Raw genomic sequence first — 18738 nt, forward strand, 5'->3', positions numbered from 1 at the left:
AGAACCCAAATGTTTGGGTTCTCAATCCGATACGAAGCGAATAAAGATACTTCACTACGTATGCATTCAGATGCATCCTCGGTAACGCTTAATATTAATCTTAACTTACCAGGTGAGGATTATTCTGGCTCAGGAGTTAACTTCTACGATCAAAGTACAGGTAAATTGGTTGAGCAGCGTTTTGAGCCAGGCACAGCGTTAATCCATCGAGGCCATGTTCCTCATGCCGCGCAACCAATAATCAGCGGAGAACGTTCTAACATCGTACTTTGGCTGTATGGCGACAATGGATATATACCAATGAGAAATGCACCAAGTAACAATCAAGATGCTCAAACTCGCTGGACAGTACCTTCAGCTGCAGCGGATAGCTATGCGCCATTTTAAACCTCATTCTAAGGTTTAAACGCTTGAATACATTGAACCACCATTGCCTCCTCATCATGGGGGAGGCAAACAATGACTCTATATCACCAAGCCTTTAAAGCCAGCCTCAACCTCCACTTGAACTGCAGAATACATTGTGTCTGGCTCATATCTGGACAGGAACGATGTAGAAGATTTAGAGACTTTAAAGATTAGAGTAACCATAATCTCTTGTAATAAGCCAGTTAATCACCAGTACCTGTGATGTCTGTATTTTTATTTACGCCACCACCGAAGGATTTAGATGAGCTAACAGGCATATCTTGAGAACGATTAAATGCCCACAAGCCAACTGCGGCAACCAAAGGAATTAACCAAACCAAAATTATTTGAGCTACTTTTTGGAATTGCTCTAAATCATCTCGTTTTACTAAATATATGGAAGCAGCTAAATTTATTAAAATTATAATTGCTAAAGTAATGTACCAATAATTAAATTCCACCTATGCCTCCGTGGCTTATAACACCGCGTTAAGCGGTGACATACGCGTGCTATGTTTGAGCGTAGGGAGTCGGTACGCGTATGGAATCCGACTTAATTGCTTTGTTATATGCATGATTTTCAATCCTAGCTACCAGCTAGAATGAATTAAGTAACAAACCAGCTAACCATAATACGAGCAATGTGAGATTTAGAAGCAATGGCACCAACAAATCGAATTCATCTTTACTACTCATCAGTATTTTTAAGTAGTTACGAAGTACGTTAAACCTAAGTCCGTATCTCAGCTTGAAATCATTAATCTTTGCAGATTTGAAGGTTGAGGAATGATCATCATAAATAAACTCTTTTAGCCCCCAAGATTCCCGAACTTCAGGCTTTTTTAAAGCCATTTCTTCAAAATCATACGTTGGGTTTTCAGAAAATGTTATTTTTTCTAGTGCATATTCATCAGTGAATACAAACTCAACAGAAGCAGCTAAATCCCAACCATTATCATCTTGGGTAGGGGCCTCTGGATCTCCATCATATGTATAGTGTTGGATTTTTATAGTAGGGGCTGACTCTCCGTCATCTTCAAATGAGACTTGATGAGTTATACCATCTGAAAACACATTCTTATCTATGAAATTTTTTCCTAAAGAACTTGAATTCAGGAACATCATTAACGCTCTGCAATATCCATTTCTGATTATGTGGAGGTGGTAAAGCGTATAGCGATACATTGCAAATACTACAAGTCCCCAATACAAATATGTTATTCGTTCTGGATTTGGAAAGTTGATAGATGGAAACCAAGGAATAGCTATTTCTGTACTGGTTAAATCAACGCCAATTACGGTATGGACTAAACCTATGCAAAAAAGGGTAAGCAACCCTTTCGACGAGTTTGTAAATGTAGGTTCAGTAATTTTATCTATTGGATTCATAATAACTCTTGTTTATAAACTGGTAATGCATATAACGCTTTGCTAAGCGACTAAAAGGCTGGCTATAATAGCGAGGAACGAAGCACAGCCAGCTGTTTGTTTCCGTTTAAGCAACTTGTTATATGCCTATGAAGTAACAGCTTTTTTTGCTCGTTCTAATGAACTTAAAAAACCTTCAACACCTTCATTCATAGGAGTTTTGTCACCGTGTTTTTTATCCAATGTGTCAGAAGCATTTTTAGATACAGCATCAATAGCGGAGCTTAAGAGCTTATTCATTAATGCTGGGTCTGATTGTTCTAACGCTTCAATTTGCATTTTGAAATTTTGGTATGACTTAGCCAACGCCTCTTTGTGAGCATATTCTTGTTGTAACCTTTGTGTCTCACTTCTTCTTTTCGATGCAAATATAGTCAGCCATAGAACAGGAAGGACAATAGGTAACTTATACAAAATATTCGAAACAAGTTTACTAAGGTCAGTTACTTCTACGAACTTAATAAAGAACCAGCCTACCTCTTTGGTTATTGATAAAAACGCTACCAAAACTAGAGCAGTTATCGAGCTATAAAATAATTTAGAATACGTTTTAATCGGGGCGTTAAAAGACTCTTTAAGCTCGTGATAAGCGGTAGCTAAGCCAGCACTTGTTGCACCTGGCAGTAAGCTTTCAATTTCATTATTTAAAGTTTTGTATTTTAACTCTTGTTGCTTCTTAAATTCTTCTAAATGTTTCTCTCGTGCGATAATTTCAGATTTTAAACCACCCTCAAAGCTTCCCTCATCATTTTTCACACCAAAAACAACTGTGTGATATTGCTTAAAGTCTGTCAGTTTATTTTTAACATCATTGAGTAATTCTTTAATATTTTCAGAATCTGTTTCTGCGAGTTCAAGAGCGTTATTGATTTCTGTTGAGATAGATTCATTGTCTGAGTCACCATCTAGCAACTCAGCTTTGTACCTTTGAATTTTCACATAGTTTTCTTCAAGTTTTTCTTCAAATCTATTAATTCTAGTAGCTAGGCTTTCGTCTTCAGCATTATCAAAATAGCTTGTTTCTAATTCTTTTATTCGAGTGTTTGCTGCCTCGGATTCTGCAGCCTCATTTTCAGCTACATTTTTAAATTGATTAATTTCAATCAAAAGTGCGCTGGCTTCTTTTTGAAACGAAGTAATATTTGAATTTATTGTTTTTGTATAAGCAACAAATGAAGCGCTAGCAGATTGAGCAGCTTTACCAGCAACTACTTGATATGGTCTGATATATGTTAACAAGTTATCCAAGTGATTGTTTGCATTAATTATGTGACCAATATTTCTATTGCTGTTATAACTATTTATTTGTTGCAAGCAAGAGTTTGATTGAGTATGGAAGTTCTGCCATATAGAAATAGGAATTAATTCTGGATCACAAGATTTAAGCAACCCATTTAAGTATGTTACAACTTTATTTAGTCTTGCGATTTCTTCAACACTTGTAACAATCGTTTCATCATCAATAGTAACTTCTTCTACTGCTTCAAGAATGCCTTTCCAGCTAGCCTGAAAGGGATGGTTTTCGAATTGTTCAGTCCAACGACTCATTTTATTTCCTTATTTATTGATACCGAAAGTATCGGGTAACACTGGCATATAACGCCGCGCTCTGCGGCAAATTTAGAGCGCAGCGGAGAATTTGTCCGACAGCAGCGCCTTGTTAACCTATTACACAGATCTACTATGCCAAGGAGCAAAACTTACAAATTCACTTTTACCTGGTTTTATTTCAATCAAGCCAATCTCCGACATAAACTTAATCCACTCAAACATTTGCAGGCCTATGTCATTCAAGCGAATTCCACACTCGTATGCAAAATACTCGTAAGCGGCATTAACACCAGACATGACATCTCCATTTGATAACACTACATCAGGAACTTCGTTATCATCTTCATCAGCCCACCAATCTTGAGCATCTTGATCTACAAAAAACTCTATATAAGGATATGCATCCTCTAATTGTTCAATGCTCATCATGTACTGCCAATGTTCCCTAAGGACCACTTTTTCAGTTTCACTTTCTTCATAAATATAGAGCTGGCTTCTAGTCTTGCTTTGCCAATCCCAAAACTCTAACTTATGAGATACCGCTCTGCTCTCAGCTGTTGCTAAGTGCCAAATTAGGTCGTAGTCTCGATAGCAGACATCCACATGTTCGTTTTCGTCCCCAAGAGCTTTCTTCCATTCTTTGATGTCGTTTTCTTGCAAAATAAGACGAAATGCCTGTGAATCTAGCTTGCTGTCCGTGGGAACATTAATTGTTGCAGTCTCTTGGTTTAGCGTAAGAATTTCTCTGCCCCAAGTATTTTTTACGTACTCAGAGATGTTAAGAATTAAGAATTCTTCCGCTGATTCAATAAAAAGAACAAGATAAGTCGGCATTGGTTGTAAAAACCAATATCGAAGGTGGTTAACTGATAATGATATTTTTACTTCCTCGCTTTTCTCATAGTCTTCTAATGAAATGGTTTTTGCCATTTTACCTTTCATTTGAAACCATACGAGAGCGCTAGTCAGCTGTTCTTTCCCCGAAGAAAGTTTACGTGTAAGGTGCATTCCAATATCTCTAGCACCTCGATCATGTTCATAGTTGATGAACTCTCCATACTCAGAAGCAAATGCTCTGAATTTCTCCATATACTTTCTTTCAAAGGAGTCAGTCTCTCCCACTACGATCACGTCTCTCTCCTTTAGGGGTTAACAGCTTATTAGCGAGAATTCCGATAAACACCCCTAGGTTACTTACCAACACTCAATCACTTTTCAGCTTAATTTATTAATAATTTTAATAACTTAACAGCCATCAAAATTTAAATCAATCGACTAAATACTGGATAAAACCGAGAATTGAGATAACCGAGAATTAACTTGGGTCGTTATGTAAACCTCTCGCAGAGTAAAATATTTATTTTTCAACGGCATAGAGTTGTTTGATTAGTGAATCCGAGAATTTTTGCTTTTACATAACGAGAAGCAAATGCTATCAATTGCAGCCTTTTACATATAACTGTATATAAACACAGGTATATAAAAGGCTAACAAGCTTTGGGGCAAAAACGAGTTATCCGTTTATGTGTTGTACTTCATCTATATTGGCTCAATTACTTAAGAGCATCACTTCAATCTAATCTATTGCCTGCCGCAGGCTATCGTGCAAGCACGACTGTGACACGCTGCAAGTTCATCCCTGAAAGCTCGACCATGACGTCCATGTCATGGACGGTCACAGCCGTGCTTACACCGGAATTTTCATCTCTTCGAATTAACTCTATTTATGTCAATTTAAAGAACTAAAATATCTAGTTCTAATTAGCTAGAAGATTAAATTGAATTGAGGACGCAGAGAAAATAGCGTGAGCCTGACAGGACGTCAGGCTAGCTTTCGTCGGGCCATGGACGGCCCATCGGAAGCGTTAGCATTTTCGAATAAGTCCGAAGTAGTCTACAAGCGAGGTAGAAAGCTGGAGCAATCCCCGTTGAAAATATGCGCTTTTCAGCATTTTTCGATAGGGGCGGCAAGGTGATCCAAGAGGGTATTGCTGTTGATACCCTCTTGGTCGGGTGTGGGTGGAAAACCCACGACCTTAATCCAAACGGAGTTTGGAAATACAGAAAGGAATTTACGATTTGAATCAGGTGTGGGCGAAGCGCCACGACTTTGATTTAGACTTTGATTTAGATTTTTATCCAAATATAGAAATCATTAGCTGACTAAAGCTGCTAACAAGCTTTGAGGCATAAACATGCTAGCGCCCTAGTCTCTAATTAACGACTTTACATCGCGTTCTGAAGAAACAGACTCATACTACAAACATCATGGTCTTCGCCGTGATCATGCTCGTGCCCCGCCAACATCATCGCTCGTTGAGTATTCATGGTCATCTGCATGCCAAGACCACTTTTCGCAACTGGATATACGCTGCCACGATATATTGTTGCATCGACTTCGATGGTATTGAGCTCCTTAGGATCTATTTTATATGGGTTAGCATCAAGTACCGCAAAGTCGGCGTATTTACCTACCTCTATCGTGCCAATTTCATTCTCTAAACGAGCGGTATAAGCAGCGTTAATTGTTATCGCCCTTAGCGCCTCATCGACTGAAATACGCTCTTGGGCTCCCATGACACGAGTACCAGAAAGACCTATCCGATTGACCGCCGCCCAAACCATAGATAGAGGCTGAGCTGGCGCCATAGGAGCATCGGAATGCAATGAAAGTAAACCGCCCTGTTCAATGATTGACTGTCCTCTTGCCATCACTTCAGCTCTGTCTTTACCAACACCATTTTCTGAGTAGTTCTCGGCTAGAATATGCGTGTAATAGGGATTGACGCTAAAGTTAGAGCCTTGTTCAACGGCACGTGATATATCGGATTTATCAGTAATACCTAGATGATGAAAACCGGTACGGTGATCTTCACGGGGTTGTTCTTTAGCAAGTGTTTCTACCACATCAATAGCAGCTTCAAAACCCAGATCTCCATTGGCATGAACAATGATAGTGTAATCATCTTTCCAATAAGGTCGCATGCTATCCTCTAATTGCTCTGGAGGTTGCATCCACTCGCCTTGACGACCATCCAAGTAACCATCCTTTAACTGCATTAATTGACTATACATAGCGCCGTCAGAAAACAGCTTTATGTGCTTTGGCAGCCAACGGATTTGCTCTTGCTCTTGGTAGAGTTCACGCTGGCTTTCAGCTATTTCCTTACCTTTAGTAGCATCAAATCCCCCCATGGTATAAGTGAAGTTACCCGCAGGGATTAGCCAATAATCCATTGGCATGTCACCGTCCATTAACACCGAAACCATCTGGTCATACATATCTTTAGTCGCAATAACACCAGGATCTACAGCTGTGGTGATCCCTCCAGCATGCACATAATCTTTAGTTCGCTCCATACCGATAGCAAAGAGCCCATTATCCACGAGGTAGGCCATTATCTCAGGCAGTAGAACCTTGCCGCCATTTTCAAATACATGACCCTTATTCCAATCCATTTGTTCAAATGCTAGCCCTTCCCCTGTCCAGTCGCTTTCTTGCCAACCAAACATTTTTATTGCTGCGGTATTAAAATACAGTTCGTGAAAACTACGATGCCATACAATGATTGGACGAGTATCAGAAACCGAGTCTAAGAATTCTCGATTCATTTCTTGTCCATGGAAGTATTGATGATAACCCCAAGTCACTAAGGGCTTGTCTGCATCATGCTTAGCCTCAACTTCAATAAGACGTTTATTATAATCTTGAGCTGATTGCACGCCTTTACTATACCCATGGGGAAGAGCCCAATCAGAAGGGGTGATGAATTCTGTCCCCATCAAAATAGCACTTAACCACAGGTGAATATGTGGTTCGACAAATCCTGGCATCATCACACGATCTTCAAAAGATGTATCAACACTCACTGAACTATGATGGTTAAATTGTGCTTTTACAGTGTCTAGTTCACCAACAGATATAATTTTTCCATCTTGAACCGCGACGGCATTTGAAGACCCATCGTCATCTTGTGCCAGTGTTATTAAGGTGCCAGCTTTATAAATGGTCACTGGAGCATGACTTGCTATATTCACCGCATTGCTTGCGGTGTCAGAAGTACAGCCCAAAAGCATAGCCACTAACATGCCTAAACCTGCTTTGTTGATGTTTTTCACTGGTAAACCCTCACAGTTTATTATCAAATCCCTCCTAACATAGCATTGCACAGCCAAACTAAATAACGCATTATGCAAGGGAGTCCCATACATTCAGGTTGAAACATGTTTACTTTAGACCAGCTTCACGCATTTTGTTGCACAGTTGAAATGTCGAGCTATAGCCAAGCATCTAGGAGTTTAAACAAAGAAAGAACAACCATCCGCGAGCATGTAAAGGCCATTGAGGATACTTACAATCTGCAGCTTGTAACCGTTTCGGGAAAAAAGATTTTACCAACTCCTGTTGGGGAACAGATTTATTCTCAAGCAAAGCTCATTATCGCGAGTGCTAAGCTATTAAATCAAAGCTTACTTAACACCCAACCAAACACCATGAGTGAGCTTACAATTTATCACGAACTTTCAACCCCAATTGACTTGATAGCGGCGATTGAAAACGGGCTGAGTAAACGCTATCCATTGTTAAAGGTTCACTGGCTGGTAGGCAATCGGGATTTCATTTTAAATGAGGTCATGAATGACAATGCCAAAATCTCTATTCTGCAAAATAGGCTTTCAAACACGCCTGAGTATGAGTTGAGCTTCGTCAACCTTGGCAGCTATAAACTCAATGTATACTGCCACCCTAATCATCCGCTAACAAAAGATGGTGTTCTTAGCCTCAGTGAGCTGCGCTCGCACAAACAATACATTTTAGAAGAGCAGCACCAAAATAATCGAGAGCTCTATACTGTGGCTTACGATGTTAGGAAGATATCAAGTCTGACGACTGCACTAAAATTACTTGAATCTGACGGCTGGGCAATGTTGACTGACAGCCAAGCTGAAAAAGCATTCAATGAAGGAAAACTAACCCAACTAAACATCAAAGAAGTACTGTCATCAATCGATGTTGGCTACTCGCTTTATTACGCATCAGCCACTTCTCAATCAGAAATTACTGATGCCATAATAGATATCATTAACTCTAGTATGTGACTTCAATCTAGTGTTTAAATAAAATATAAAGAAACTAATAGCAAGGTTTTCGATTGCAGCACTATCTCCCTGAGATACACAGATTCCTGTATACTCCCTGAGATACAGAGCTTCCCGTATACAAGCAAGTCGCAATTAACCAAGCCACAATTAAGCAAGCCGCAATTAAGCAACAGTGAATTTGTTGACTCCTAACACACTCCCACCCACCTCTAGCTTGGTCATTCACACATTCACCACCAGAAACTAGCTTCGTTTAACTACCATTGCTACCACAATACCTGCCAGTAATAAGCTGGCAATAAGCGCCACAATCGCTGCAGCCATGCCAATTAACGGGGTCATAATGAATAAGGAAACAATCAGCATAATAGCCATTATGCAAAGCTTAACTGGCATCGGACCTTGACTATATTTGCTGACATATACCCCGAGTAAAACCAAAATAAAGCTGAAAAGAATCATGCGATTTCCTCGTTTAACTGCTGCTCAATGGCACCTGATGGCTGTTTGTTCAGTTTGGTTACAGCGTAACAACCAAGCCCGCCGAGTAATAAGAACACCAGATCAATACTGGCGACTAAACGGTAGTGCTCAGCAAAAACAAAACCTAAATATCCATCAATGGTAAAAACTTTTAAAGGAACAATCGCCAGCAATGCCAATGCAACAATCACCAAGTTTACTCGCAATAAACTACGGTAATTGATAGGTAATAAGCACAACACTAGCCAAGCAAGCCAACTGCCGAAAAATAACGGCGCAAACCAAGTGTTTTGAGCAACGCCATGAACACTGGCATTAAGGATAACTTGAGCAGGAAACATCACCGCACAGGCGAGAACAATGCCACCGCAAGAGCCAATAATAAGTCTGTTCCAACGTTGATAAGCAACAACAGACAAATCACTGTTATTGCCTCGGCTACGTTTAGCTAGCCACATCATCACACCTGATAGCGGAATAAGCGCTGTGGTTAGCCCAAGTAATCCCCACAATATTTTGACAAACACACCTGCAAAATTGCCGAAATGCAGTGGGAATAGCCACTCAATAATAATGATCGCCCAACCACCAATGTCACCAAAGCTGGTCATGGATTTTGAAAAGTCTCCGTTACCTTGGTATTCAAGCAATTCTGAAGCAAAGTTTTCACCGCCCATCATACGGGCGTAAACTTTGGCGTTTTCATCATTGAATGCCATTACCGTTAAATCAAGCAATGTCGCTTTATCATCACGCTGAGTAATACTGGTCATGATGTTAGCGATTTCGGTAGGTTGATATTGTTGGCTAATAACTGGCTCAGGCATTGCTGTGAAGGTTTCGACCAATTTATCTTGATCGCCATTAAAGCTAACGTATGCAGCAGCTGGTAGAAGAATAACTGTTGCTAAGCCTAAAAATGCTCCTGTAAACCCTATCACCAAGTGAAAAATACTCCCCCAAAGACCAAATAGTTTGTGAGCATCGCTGGTGACAATGCTAAAACTTTTCTTCCGCCTGAAAGTGAATAACTGTTTAAACATATCTCGGTGAATATAAAGCCCAGTGATAACCGAAATCATCAAGGTTAATCCCATAAAGCCGGTCAGAATAAGCCCCACAGGTCTCCCAAGATGCAAGTCAGCATGAAAGTGGCTGATAAAAGCACCCGCAGTGTCTTTTCTACCTTGATAATATTCTTTACTCACACCATAAAAATCACGCTCTAAAACAAGCGTGTTACTGTTGATTTCAAAGGCATACACAACCGGAACATCATAATTGTCGTCACCGTGATGAGATTCAAACACCAAAGTAAGTTCAGTGGTATTGTGGCCTGTGGCCATATAGATGTGAATGTTCTCAGTAAATGCCTCTGGTACCCTCTCGCTGTATTGATTAACTAATCGCTCCACTTGTTGCGGCGCGACATCTTGCGGGACTTCACTGTTTGTGGCGTTAGACCATATAATGAGTTCAGGCCTTGCAAACACAGCTAAAGCCCCTGTAAAAGCGACAATAAATAGCAAGATCCCAGTCAAAATCCCAACCCAGCTGTGCATCTGAAATAACTTCTTAATCGTTAAGCTTTTCATGCTGCGCCTCCCTGAGTCAGAGCCATATAACTCAAAGCGCCATGGCTTATGGTTAAAGCAGACATAAGTAATAAAGGTTGCCAGGCTTTTTCTGACATATAACAGTAAATAAATAACCCGCACCAGATAAATGGAAACAATAAAATAGGTAATAAGATTTGTTCTTCAAAGGAAAGCGGTAGATAGACGGTCATGCCGGGGATCATGACTGTGGCTGTAACTAATGCAAATACAATTGCCATTAAATGACGGCATTTGGTCGCAGAGAAAGTGGATTTTTTAATCATAATGAGTGTGCCAGTAGAGTCTTGAACTGATTAAATCAAACTAAAATGTTGCAAAACTCTAACATATACAACAAACATTAAAAAGAATGATAACGATAATTACTATTATTTAGAATATGATTTAATCTAGAGTTAGTTATATAAACTGACTGAGGTTGTTCTTTTAAAAATCGTCTCGAATACTGCCCCTAATACAGTCCCGAATACTGCCCCTAATACAGTCCCGAATACTGTCAAAAAACATAAGCGGAAAACCAATAGCAAAAAGCCCTCATCTTTTAAAGTGAGGGCTTCATTTCTTGATAAAACAAAGAGTTAATCTTTTATATAATTAACTCGCCTTTGCTTTAATTCTGTATGCGTGTAGTAAAGGTTCAGTATATCCAGAGGGTTGTGTTTTACCTTTGAAAATCAAATCAGATGCCGCTTTAAAGGCGATACCATCAAAGTTAGGTGCCATATTGATGTATTGAGGATCACCTGAGTTTTGGCTGTCCACCACTGCTGCCATTTTTTTCAGCGCCGCTAGAACTTGTTCTTCAGTGCATAAACCATGCTCAAGCCAGTTGGTTAAATACTGCGATGAAATCCTTAATGTCGCTCGGTCTTCCATCAATCCGACATTATTAATATCAGGTACCTTTGAGCAGCCCACACCTTGATCAATCCAGCGCACAACGTAACCTAAAATGCCCTGAGCATTATTTTCAAGTTCAAAGGTGATTTGCTCATTGGTAAGATTTGTTCCTTCTTCAAGTAAAGGAATCGTCAGCAAGTCGTCGATGCTCGCGCGCTTGCGTTGTTTGATTTGTTGCTGAACTTGACCCACATTAATCTGATGATAATGGGTTGAATGAAGTACGGCGCCATTAGGCGATGGAACCCACGCTGTATTAGCACCAGCTTTTGGGTGTGATAATTTTTGCTCAAGCATCGACGCCATTTCATCTGGCATAGGCCACATACCTTTACCGATTTGAGCTCGACCTTGTAAGCCGCATTCAAGCCCGATATCGACATTCCAATCTTCGTAAGCGCCAATCCATTTCTGTTGTTTCATAACAGATTTTGGTACAAATGCACCTGCTAACATAGAGGTATGAAGCTCATCGCCAGTTCTATCAAGAAAGCCAGTATTGATAAATACCACACGTTCTTGGGCTACTCTTATACACTCTTTCAAGTTTAATGTGGTTCTGCGCTCTTCATCCATAATACCGACTTTAATGGTATTTCTAGCCAGCTTCAGCGCATCTTCTATCGCAGCAAATAAGTCACAGGTAAACTGTACTTCTTCTGGGCCATGCATTTTAGGCTTTACAATATTTACTGAACCTTTACGGCTATTACTGCGGCCATTATTGTTTCCTTTGATGTCATGAATTGCAGCAAGCACGGTGACCATGCCATCCAGTAAGCCTTCAGGAACTTCATTACCTTCTTTATCTAACACAGCATCAATTGTCATTAAGTGACCAACATTACGGACAAACAACAAACTTCTGCCAGGTAATGTTACTGTCTGACCTTTAGTTGCCTTATATACGCGGTCATCATTGAGCTGTCTGACGATCTCTTTACCGTTTTTAATGAGTGATGCTGATAAAGTGCCGTTCATTAACCCTAGCCAATTTCGATAAACTTCTACTTTATCTTCAGCATCTACCGCAGCGACAGAATCTTCACAGTCCATAATGGTGGTAACAGCAGCTTCAACAAGTAAGTCTTTAACGCCTGCATTATCACTTGCACCAACGACACTGTTTGGATCAATTTGAATTTCGATATGCAGGCCATTATTAACCAGTAAAATGGCACTTGGCTTATCAACTTGGCCTTGGTAACCAACAAACTTTTCAGCTTCGGCTAAAGTGGTAATGTCGCCACCGGCTAACTGCACTTGTAATATGTCTGCTTCTATAAAGTAACTTACAGCATCAGCATGACTCCCTGTCACTAATGGCGCAGCAGTATCTAAATGTTGCTTGGCGAAAGCGATGACTTTGCTACCTCTGACAGGGTTATACTGTTTTGTTCGCTCTGCCCCATCTAATTCAGATATTGCATCTGTGCCATAAAGCGCATCATATAAGCTGCCCCAACGAGCATTGGCTGCATTCAGCGCAAAGCGAGCATTTTTTACCGGCACGACTAGTTGAGGGCCAGCTTGCGCTGCAATCTCATGATCGACATTTTCGGTACTCACCTGAAAAGCATCTCCTTCAGGGACCAGATAACCAATATCAGATAAAAAAACTTTGTATTGAGTAGGATTAAAATTTGTTGCAGAGTTTGCAGTATGCCATTGATCAATTTGCTTCTGCAGTTGTTCTCTTTTTTCAAGCAACTTCATATTAACGGGTGCAAATTGAGTCACAATATCTTCAAAGCTTGCCCAAAACTCAGCTGAACTTATTCCAGTATTAGGGCAAACCTCGCTGTCGATAAGGTGCCATAACTGTTCTGCTATCTGTAATCCACCTACTTGAATACGTGCTGTCATTTTATATCCCTACTTATCATTCCAGTGCGCTTGACTGTAAAACCATGCCAATAGCAAGCTCAATACTCATTTCACCGCTACTATCAGCTTAATGTTAATTTTCAGCAAAACTTTACCCTATATCAAACAAGCGTCATTTATCCAATTTATACTTGTTATTACCACTATTCACCAAAGCTATGTAAATTGTTATTTTGTTGTTAATTTTCGACAGTAAAGTAATTAAAAAACGAACTAAAGCTTCAGCTAAACACTACCGCGATTAATTTCATCAGCAGTTTTTGTGATGAGTTGACGCATCCATTTATGTGCTGGATTGTGCTGTAGCAAAGGGCTCCAAGCCATTGTTAGCGCAATAGGTTGGATGACAAATGGCGGTGGAACGATGCTAACTCGGTTATTATTATCATGCTGACGAGCCATCTTACTTGGTATGGTTGCGATCAAATCTTGTTGTTCTGCCAACAAACAGGCAGCTTGATAATGACGAGTAAATACAGTGATTTGGCGTTTCACTCCTATTCGAGTTAAGGCTTCGTCAACCCAACCTAAACGCTGAACGTCATCAGGATCCATCCCCACACCAACACCCATGCCCGTTTTACTGACCCAAACGTGCTTAGCTTGCAAATAACTGTCTAAAGAAAACTTTTCCAAAACAGGATTTGTTTTACTTATCAAACAACTAAAGTCATCACTCCATAAAACCTTTTGATGAAATGACTGCGGAATACTGTCAAAACGGTTAATCACCATATCAACTTTTCCTTGTTCTACATCAGTGAAACTCACATCACTTGGGGTCATGATATCTAAGATGATATTTGGCGCTTCAGTGCGAAGCTTTGCAATTAACGGAGGGATTAACGTCGCTTCAGCATAATCACTTGCCATTACACGGAAGACTTGTTCACTTTCTAAAGCATCAAATTGGGCTCGTGGCTGTACGGCTTTTTCCAATCCAATAATCAACTCACTAATCGTGGGTTGCAGTTCTTGTGCGCGCTCTGTCGGCGTCATCCCCTGGCTAGTTCTAATTAATAAAGGATCATCAAACAAGGTTCTTAAGCGTTTTAGGCCATTACTCATTGCAGGCTGACTAATCCCGAGCTGGTCAGCTGCTTTAGTCACATTCCTTTCACGCAGTAAAACATCTAAATACACAAGGAGGTTCAAGTCGATACGAGATACATTCATATTATGAATACCGAAAATAATAAGTATAAATTAGACTTATTTAAGCAAATCTAACTATTATTTTCAACGTAATCAATCGCCGCTAATCTATTTGTTAAAGGAATATACACATGACTAACTACAGAAGTAATATTGATGAAGCTGCTACCTTGATTAACCAAGAAGGTAGTGCATGGAATGCCATCAACCCAGAATCAGTCGCTCGTATGCGTCTACAGAATCGTTTTAAAACTGGGTTAGACATCGCAAAGTATACTGCCAAGATTATGCGCGAAGACATGGATAACTATGATAAAGATTCGTCGCAATATACCCAATCTCTAGGTTGCTGGCATGGTTTTATTGGCCAACAAAAAATGATTTCTATTAAGAAGCATCTATTAACCACTAAGCGTCGTTACCTTTACCTTTCAGGTTGGATGGTTGCAGCATTACGCAGTGAGTTTGGACCATTGCCAGATCAATCGATGCATGAAAAAACTTCTGTCGCGTCGTTAATTAAAGAGCTTTACACCTTCTTACGTCAAGCTGATGCACGTGAGCTTGGTGGCTTATTCCGCGACTTAGACAACGCTAGTGAGTCAGAAAAAGTCGCTATTCAAGATAAAATTGATAACTTCGAAACTCACGTAGTACCAATCATCGCTGATATTGATGCAGGTTTTGGTAACGAAGAAGCTACCTACCTGATGGCAAAACAAATGATTGAAGCAGGTGCTTGTTGTATCCAGTTAGAAAACCAAGTATCTGATGTTAAACAATGTGGACACCAAGACGGTAAAGTGACTGTGCCACATGTTGAGTTCTTAGCAAAAATTAATGCTGTTCGTTATGCCTTCCTAGAACTTGGTATTGATGACGGTGTTATTGTTGCCCGTACCGATTCATTAGGTGCAGGTCTGACTCAAAAGATTGCCGTAACCAATGAAGCTGGCGATTTAGGCGAGCAATACAACTCATTCCTCGAAGTTGAAGCGGTTGATGCTGCAAAACTTGCAAACGGTGATGTGGTATTCCAACAAGACGGACAACTTGTAAAACCTGCTCGTCTTCCTAATGGTTTATTTAAGTTCCGTGCAGGTACAGGTGAAGAACGTTGTGTGCTTGACTGTATTACGTCTTTACAAAATGGTGCTGATTTATTGTGGATTGAAACTGAAAAGCCACATGTATCTCAAATCGGCGGCATGGTGAACGAAATTCGCAAAGTAATACCGAATGCTAAACTGGTCTATAACAACTCACCATCGTTTAACTGGACGCTTAACTTCCGTCAGCAAGTATTTGATGCGATGCAAGAAGCAGGACAAGACGTTTCAGCGTATAACCGTGACCAATTAATGAGTGTTGATTACGATAGCTCTGAGCTAGCGATTCAAGCTGATGAAAAAATCCGTACCTTCCAAGCAGATGCTGCTCGTGAAGCAGGTATTTTCCATCACCTTATTACACTGCCGACATACCATACTGCCGCTCTATCAACTGATAACTTGGCTAAAGAGTACTTCGGTGACCAAGGTATGCTGGGTTATGTTGCTAATGTTCAACGTAAGGAAATCCGTCAAGGTATTGCCTGTGTTAAACATCAAAACATGGCAGGTTCTGATATGGGTGATGCTCATAAAGAATACTTCTCTGGCGACCAAGCGCTGAAAGCATCAGGTAAAGACAACACGATGAACCAGTTTTAATGAGTAAAATTGTTTATTCACTGCACTTACAGTGACTAACAAATACAGCTAAAACTGATAGCTAAATTGAACATTAAAGGCCTACGAGTACGTAGGCCTTTTTATTTGGTTTAAAAAATGATTTGGAAGTTTGCAATATTCCAAGCCTGTTTCCCCATACCAGCTAATGTTCATGAGTTAAGGTTTTAATGCTGTAAGAACCGTTCTGGCTGATTGCTTTAATTTCAGCTTATGTGTGACTCCCTTGTTTCACTTGTACTCATCATCACTCACTTCGAATTACGACAATGGCCTTACTCCTTGTATGCTGCTAAAACATTAAACTTCATATCCAGCTAATTTACGGGTTTTTATTGACTTCATTTGATAGAATCCTTTTTTATTTTTCAGCCGCAATTTAACAGCTGAATCTTTAGCTAAGTGGATTTATCACTGCCGCTTTGCTTGAAAGCGCAAGCTTACTTTTTGTTTTTCTATTTAAAGGCACGTTATGACCGTTCTTCTTATGACTCCACCTATGACTCAGCTAAATACGCCCTACCCGGCAACGGCGTATTTAACTGGCTTCTTGCGCTCTAGAGGTTATGAGGCGGTGCAGCGAGATCCAGCGATTGAGCTTTTTTTAGAAATGATGACAGCGCCTGCACTTGAGATTATTCGTCAGCATGTAGAAGAAAACTACCAACACTTTGAAGATGATGAACTACCAGAAGTTATTTTTAACTTTTTAGCTGAGTTTGACCGTTATCATCTCACCGTTGAGCCTGCTATTCGCTTTTTACAGGGCAAAGATCCTAGCCTTGCTATGCGCATTAACTCGCGTCGTTTTTTACCTGAAGGGCCTGCATTTGACGCTATATCGCAAATGGAAGCTGTTTCAGGAGACGTGTTGCAAGCCGCTTTTGGTAATCTTGGTGTGCAAGACAAAGCAAAATACTTAGCCACCCTATTTATCAATGATTTATCAAGTGTGATCACCCAAGGCGTTGATCCTTACTTTGAAGTCAGCCGTTATGGCGAACAGTTAGCTGCGGCTAATCCAAGCTTTGATAATCTGTACGATACCTTGATGGGCGAGCCTAGCTTCAGCTCTGATATTTTGGAGCAATTAGTCGAGCATTATCTTGAAGAAACTCAGCCAAGCGTTGTTGCGCTGACTGTGCCTTTTCCTGGCAATATGCTCGGCGCATTACGTATTGCGCAAACCTGTAAAAGTATTAACCCAGAGCTTCCTATCGTCATTGGGGGTGGGTTTATCAATACTGAGCTTCGTGCGCTGAAAGATCCTCGGGTATTTGAGTTCATTGACTTTATTTGTCTAGATGACGGCGAGCGTCCGTTAATCACCCTACTTGAATACTTTCAAGGTGAGCGCGAGATAGACGATTTAGTCCGTACTTACTTTCTTGCAGAGGATGAAGACGGTCAGCCTTACGTCCACTTTAATGAAAACAAAGAGCTGCACGATATACCGCAAACTGATGTTGGTGCGCCTATATACGATGGTCTGCCATTAGGCGAGTACTTATCTTTATGTGAAATGCTTAACCCTATGCATCGCATTTGGAGTGATGGCCGCTGGAACAAGCTAACCATTGCCCATGGTTGTTACTGGCGCAAATGTAGCTTTTGCGATGTCAGCTTAGATTATATCGACCGTTACGACGCCGCAGGCGCTGACGTATTAGTTGATAGAATCGAGCAATTAATTGAAGAAACTGGAGAAACTGGGTTTCATTTTGTTGATGAAGCATTGCCACCCAAGGTGCTCTTTTCATTAGCAAAGCGCTTAATCGAACGTAACGTGGTAATTAGTTGGTGGGGCAACATTCGTTTTGAAAGAACATTTAGCCAAGCACGCTGCCAATTACTCGCAGATTCTGGCTGTATTGCCGTCAGTGGTGGACTTGAAGTCGCATCAGATCGTTTACTTAAACTGATGAAAAAAGGCGTGAGCGTTGAACGTGTAGCTCATGTCACTAAAGCTTTCAGTGATGCAGGCATCTTAGTACACGCCTACTTGATGTATGGTTTCCCGACACAAACAGAGCAAGAAACCATTGACTCCCTTGAAATGGTGCGCCAGATGATGGCACAAGGCTGTTTCCAATCGGCTTACTGGCATCGCTTTGTCGCAACAGTGCATAGTCCAATCGGCATGAATCCAGAGGAGTTCGGAATTACTCTCGCTGAGCGCCCTGATATCATGTTTGCAGAAAACGACGTGGACTTTACCGATCCAACGGGTACGGACCATCAGATGTTAGGTGAAGGGCTTAGAAAGGCAATTTATAACTATATGCACGGCATTGGTTTTGAACAGCCGATGAGTTTTTGGTTTAACCAAAAAGTCACTCCAACAAAAATGAAACCAGATTTAATTTTAACTGCAATTAATAACTTTATAGCCAGTAACGAAGAATAGTTAACTCAACAAGAAAACAAACAGAGCCTGAATATGTGCTCTGTTGGTTTCACTTTTCAAAAAAACG

14 protein-coding genes and 1 pseudogene are annotated in these 18738 nt (G+C 40.5%); 5 read left to right on the plus strand and 10 right to left on the minus strand.

The window, feature by feature from the left end; all coding sequences use genetic code 11:
• Positions 1 to 387 (plus strand): annotated as a pseudogene (locus FNZ24_RS21505) (2OG-Fe(II) oxygenase); the annotation flags it as partial.
• Between the two features lie 224 nt (positions 388 to 611).
• Here the strand turns inward: FNZ24_RS21505 and FNZ24_RS16685 are convergent.
• The 4 genes from FNZ24_RS16685 to FNZ24_RS16700 all read right to left on the minus strand — a co-directional run bounded on the left by FNZ24_RS16685 (position 612) and on the right by FNZ24_RS16700 (position 4518).
• Positions 612 to 869, minus strand: a complete 258-nt coding sequence (locus FNZ24_RS16685; protein WP_153915974.1) for a hypothetical protein — start codon at positions 867 to 869, stop codon at positions 612 to 614.
• Between the two features lie 136 nt (positions 870 to 1005).
• Positions 1006 to 1797 carry a hypothetical protein gene (locus FNZ24_RS16690; protein WP_153915975.1) on the minus strand — a complete coding sequence of 264 codons (792 nt, stop codon included), beginning with the start codon at positions 1795 to 1797 and terminating at the stop codon, positions 1006 to 1008.
• A gap of 126 nt (positions 1798 to 1923) precedes the next feature.
• Positions 1924 to 3384 (minus strand): hypothetical protein, encoded by a 1461-nt coding sequence (locus FNZ24_RS16695; protein WP_153915976.1) that lies wholly within the window; start codon positions 3382 to 3384, stop codon positions 1924 to 1926.
• Between the two features lie 120 nt (positions 3385 to 3504).
• A complete protein-coding gene (locus FNZ24_RS16700; protein ID WP_153915977.1) occupies positions 3505 to 4518 on the minus strand; it encodes a DUF4365 domain-containing protein in 1014 nt (337 codons plus the stop codon).
• A 366-nt stretch (positions 4519 to 4884) separates the two neighbouring features.
• Between FNZ24_RS16700 and FNZ24_RS16705 the strand changes: the two genes are divergently transcribed.
• A complete protein-coding gene (locus tag FNZ24_RS16705) occupies positions 4885 to 5133 on the plus strand; it encodes a hypothetical protein (RefSeq protein WP_153915978.1) in 249 nt (82 codons plus the stop codon).
• A 480-nt stretch (positions 5134 to 5613) separates the two neighbouring features.
• On the opposite strand, the gene FNZ24_RS16710 is transcribed toward FNZ24_RS16705, so the two are convergent.
• Positions 5614 to 7506, minus strand: coding sequence for an amidohydrolase (locus tag FNZ24_RS16710; protein WP_228768524.1), 1893 nt, complete (start codon positions 7504 to 7506; stop codon positions 5614 to 5616).
• A 105-nt stretch (positions 7507 to 7611) separates the two neighbouring features.
• Here FNZ24_RS16710 and FNZ24_RS16715 point away from each other — a divergent pair, with 105 nt between their 5' ends.
• The gene (locus FNZ24_RS16715) at positions 7612 to 8487 is read left to right on the plus strand and encodes a LysR family transcriptional regulator (protein WP_153915979.1); all 876 of its coding nucleotides are present in this window, start codon (positions 7612 to 7614) and stop codon (positions 8485 to 8487) included.
• A 246-nt stretch (positions 8488 to 8733) separates the two neighbouring features.
• On the opposite strand, the gene FNZ24_RS16720 is transcribed toward FNZ24_RS16715, so the two are convergent.
• From FNZ24_RS16720 to FNZ24_RS16740, 5 genes are all read right to left on the minus strand, one after another.
• Positions 8734 to 8952: a hypothetical protein gene (locus FNZ24_RS16720; RefSeq protein ID WP_153915980.1), complete on the minus strand. Its 219-nt coding sequence runs from the start codon at positions 8950 to 8952 to the stop codon at positions 8734 to 8736.
• Positions 8949 to 10568: a PepSY-associated TM helix domain-containing protein gene (locus tag FNZ24_RS16725; RefSeq protein ID WP_153915981.1), complete on the minus strand. Its 1620-nt coding sequence runs from the start codon at positions 10566 to 10568 to the stop codon at positions 8949 to 8951. Before FNZ24_RS16725 ends, FNZ24_RS16720 begins: the two co-directional genes overlap by 4 nt.
• Entirely contained in the window at positions 10565 to 10855 is a 291-nt protein-coding gene (locus tag FNZ24_RS16730; RefSeq protein WP_153915982.1) for a hypothetical protein, read from the minus strand. The genes FNZ24_RS16725 and FNZ24_RS16730 overlap by 4 nt, the downstream gene beginning before the upstream one ends.
• A 331-nt stretch (positions 10856 to 11186) precedes the next feature.
• On the minus strand, positions 11187 to 13358 hold the full coding sequence (locus tag FNZ24_RS16735) for a malate synthase G (RefSeq protein WP_153915983.1): 2172 nt from the start codon (positions 13356 to 13358) through the stop codon (positions 11187 to 11189).
• Positions 13359 to 13604: 246 nt separating this feature from the next.
• Positions 13605 to 14555, minus strand: coding sequence for a LysR family transcriptional regulator (locus tag FNZ24_RS16740; protein WP_153915984.1), 951 nt, complete (start codon positions 14553 to 14555; stop codon positions 13605 to 13607).
• Positions 14556 to 14665: 110 nt separating this feature from the next.
• Here FNZ24_RS16740 and FNZ24_RS16745 point away from each other — a divergent pair, with 110 nt between their 5' ends.
• Both FNZ24_RS16745 and FNZ24_RS16750 read left to right on the plus strand, forming a co-directional pair.
• Complete coding sequence (locus FNZ24_RS16745; RefSeq protein WP_153915985.1) at positions 14666 to 16246, plus strand: isocitrate lyase; 1581 nt, start codon at positions 14666 to 14668, stop codon at positions 16244 to 16246.
• 490 nt (positions 16247 to 16736) lie between these two features.
• Entirely contained in the window at positions 16737 to 18671 is a 1935-nt protein-coding gene (locus FNZ24_RS16750) for a B12-binding domain-containing radical SAM protein (protein WP_153915986.1), read from the plus strand.
• Positions 18672 to 18738: the final 67 nt, after the last annotated feature.

Origin of the sequence: Shewanella sp. TC10 (assembly GCF_009663145.1) — a bacterium.
In the GTDB taxonomy this organism is placed as follows: domain Bacteria; phylum Pseudomonadota; class Gammaproteobacteria; order Enterobacterales; family Shewanellaceae; genus Shewanella.

Coding starts and splice junctions, on each gene's coding strand:
- FNZ24_RS16690 (WP_153915975.1), bottom strand. CDS start 1,797: ATGAATCCAATAGATAAAATTACTGAACCTACATTTACAAACTCGTCG.
- FNZ24_RS16695 (WP_153915976.1), bottom strand. CDS start 3,384: ATGAGTCGTTGGACTGAACAATTCGAAAACCATCCCTTTCAGGCTAGC.
- FNZ24_RS16715 (WP_153915979.1), top strand. CDS start 7,612: ATGTTTACTTTAGACCAGCTTCACGCATTTTGTTGCACAGTTGAAATG.
- FNZ24_RS16720 (WP_153915980.1), bottom strand. CDS start 8,952: ATGATTCTTTTCAGCTTTATTTTGGTTTTACTCGGGGTATATGTCAGC.
- FNZ24_RS16725 (WP_153915981.1), bottom strand. CDS start 10,568: ATGAAAAGCTTAACGATTAAGAAGTTATTTCAGATGCACAGCTGGGTT.
- FNZ24_RS16730 (WP_153915982.1), bottom strand. CDS start 10,855: ATGATTAAAAAATCCACTTTCTCTGCGACCAAATGCCGTCATTTAATG.
- FNZ24_RS16735 (WP_153915983.1), bottom strand. CDS start 13,358: ATGACAGCACGTATTCAAGTAGGTGGATTACAGATAGCAGAACAGTTA.
- FNZ24_RS16740 (WP_153915984.1), bottom strand. CDS start 14,555: ATGAATGTATCTCGTATCGACTTGAACCTCCTTGTGTATTTAGATGTT.
- FNZ24_RS16745 (WP_153915985.1), top strand. CDS start 14,666: ATGACTAACTACAGAAGTAATATTGATGAAGCTGCTACCTTGATTAAC.
- FNZ24_RS16750 (WP_153915986.1), top strand. CDS start 16,737: ATGACCGTTCTTCTTATGACTCCACCTATGACTCAGCTAAATACGCCC.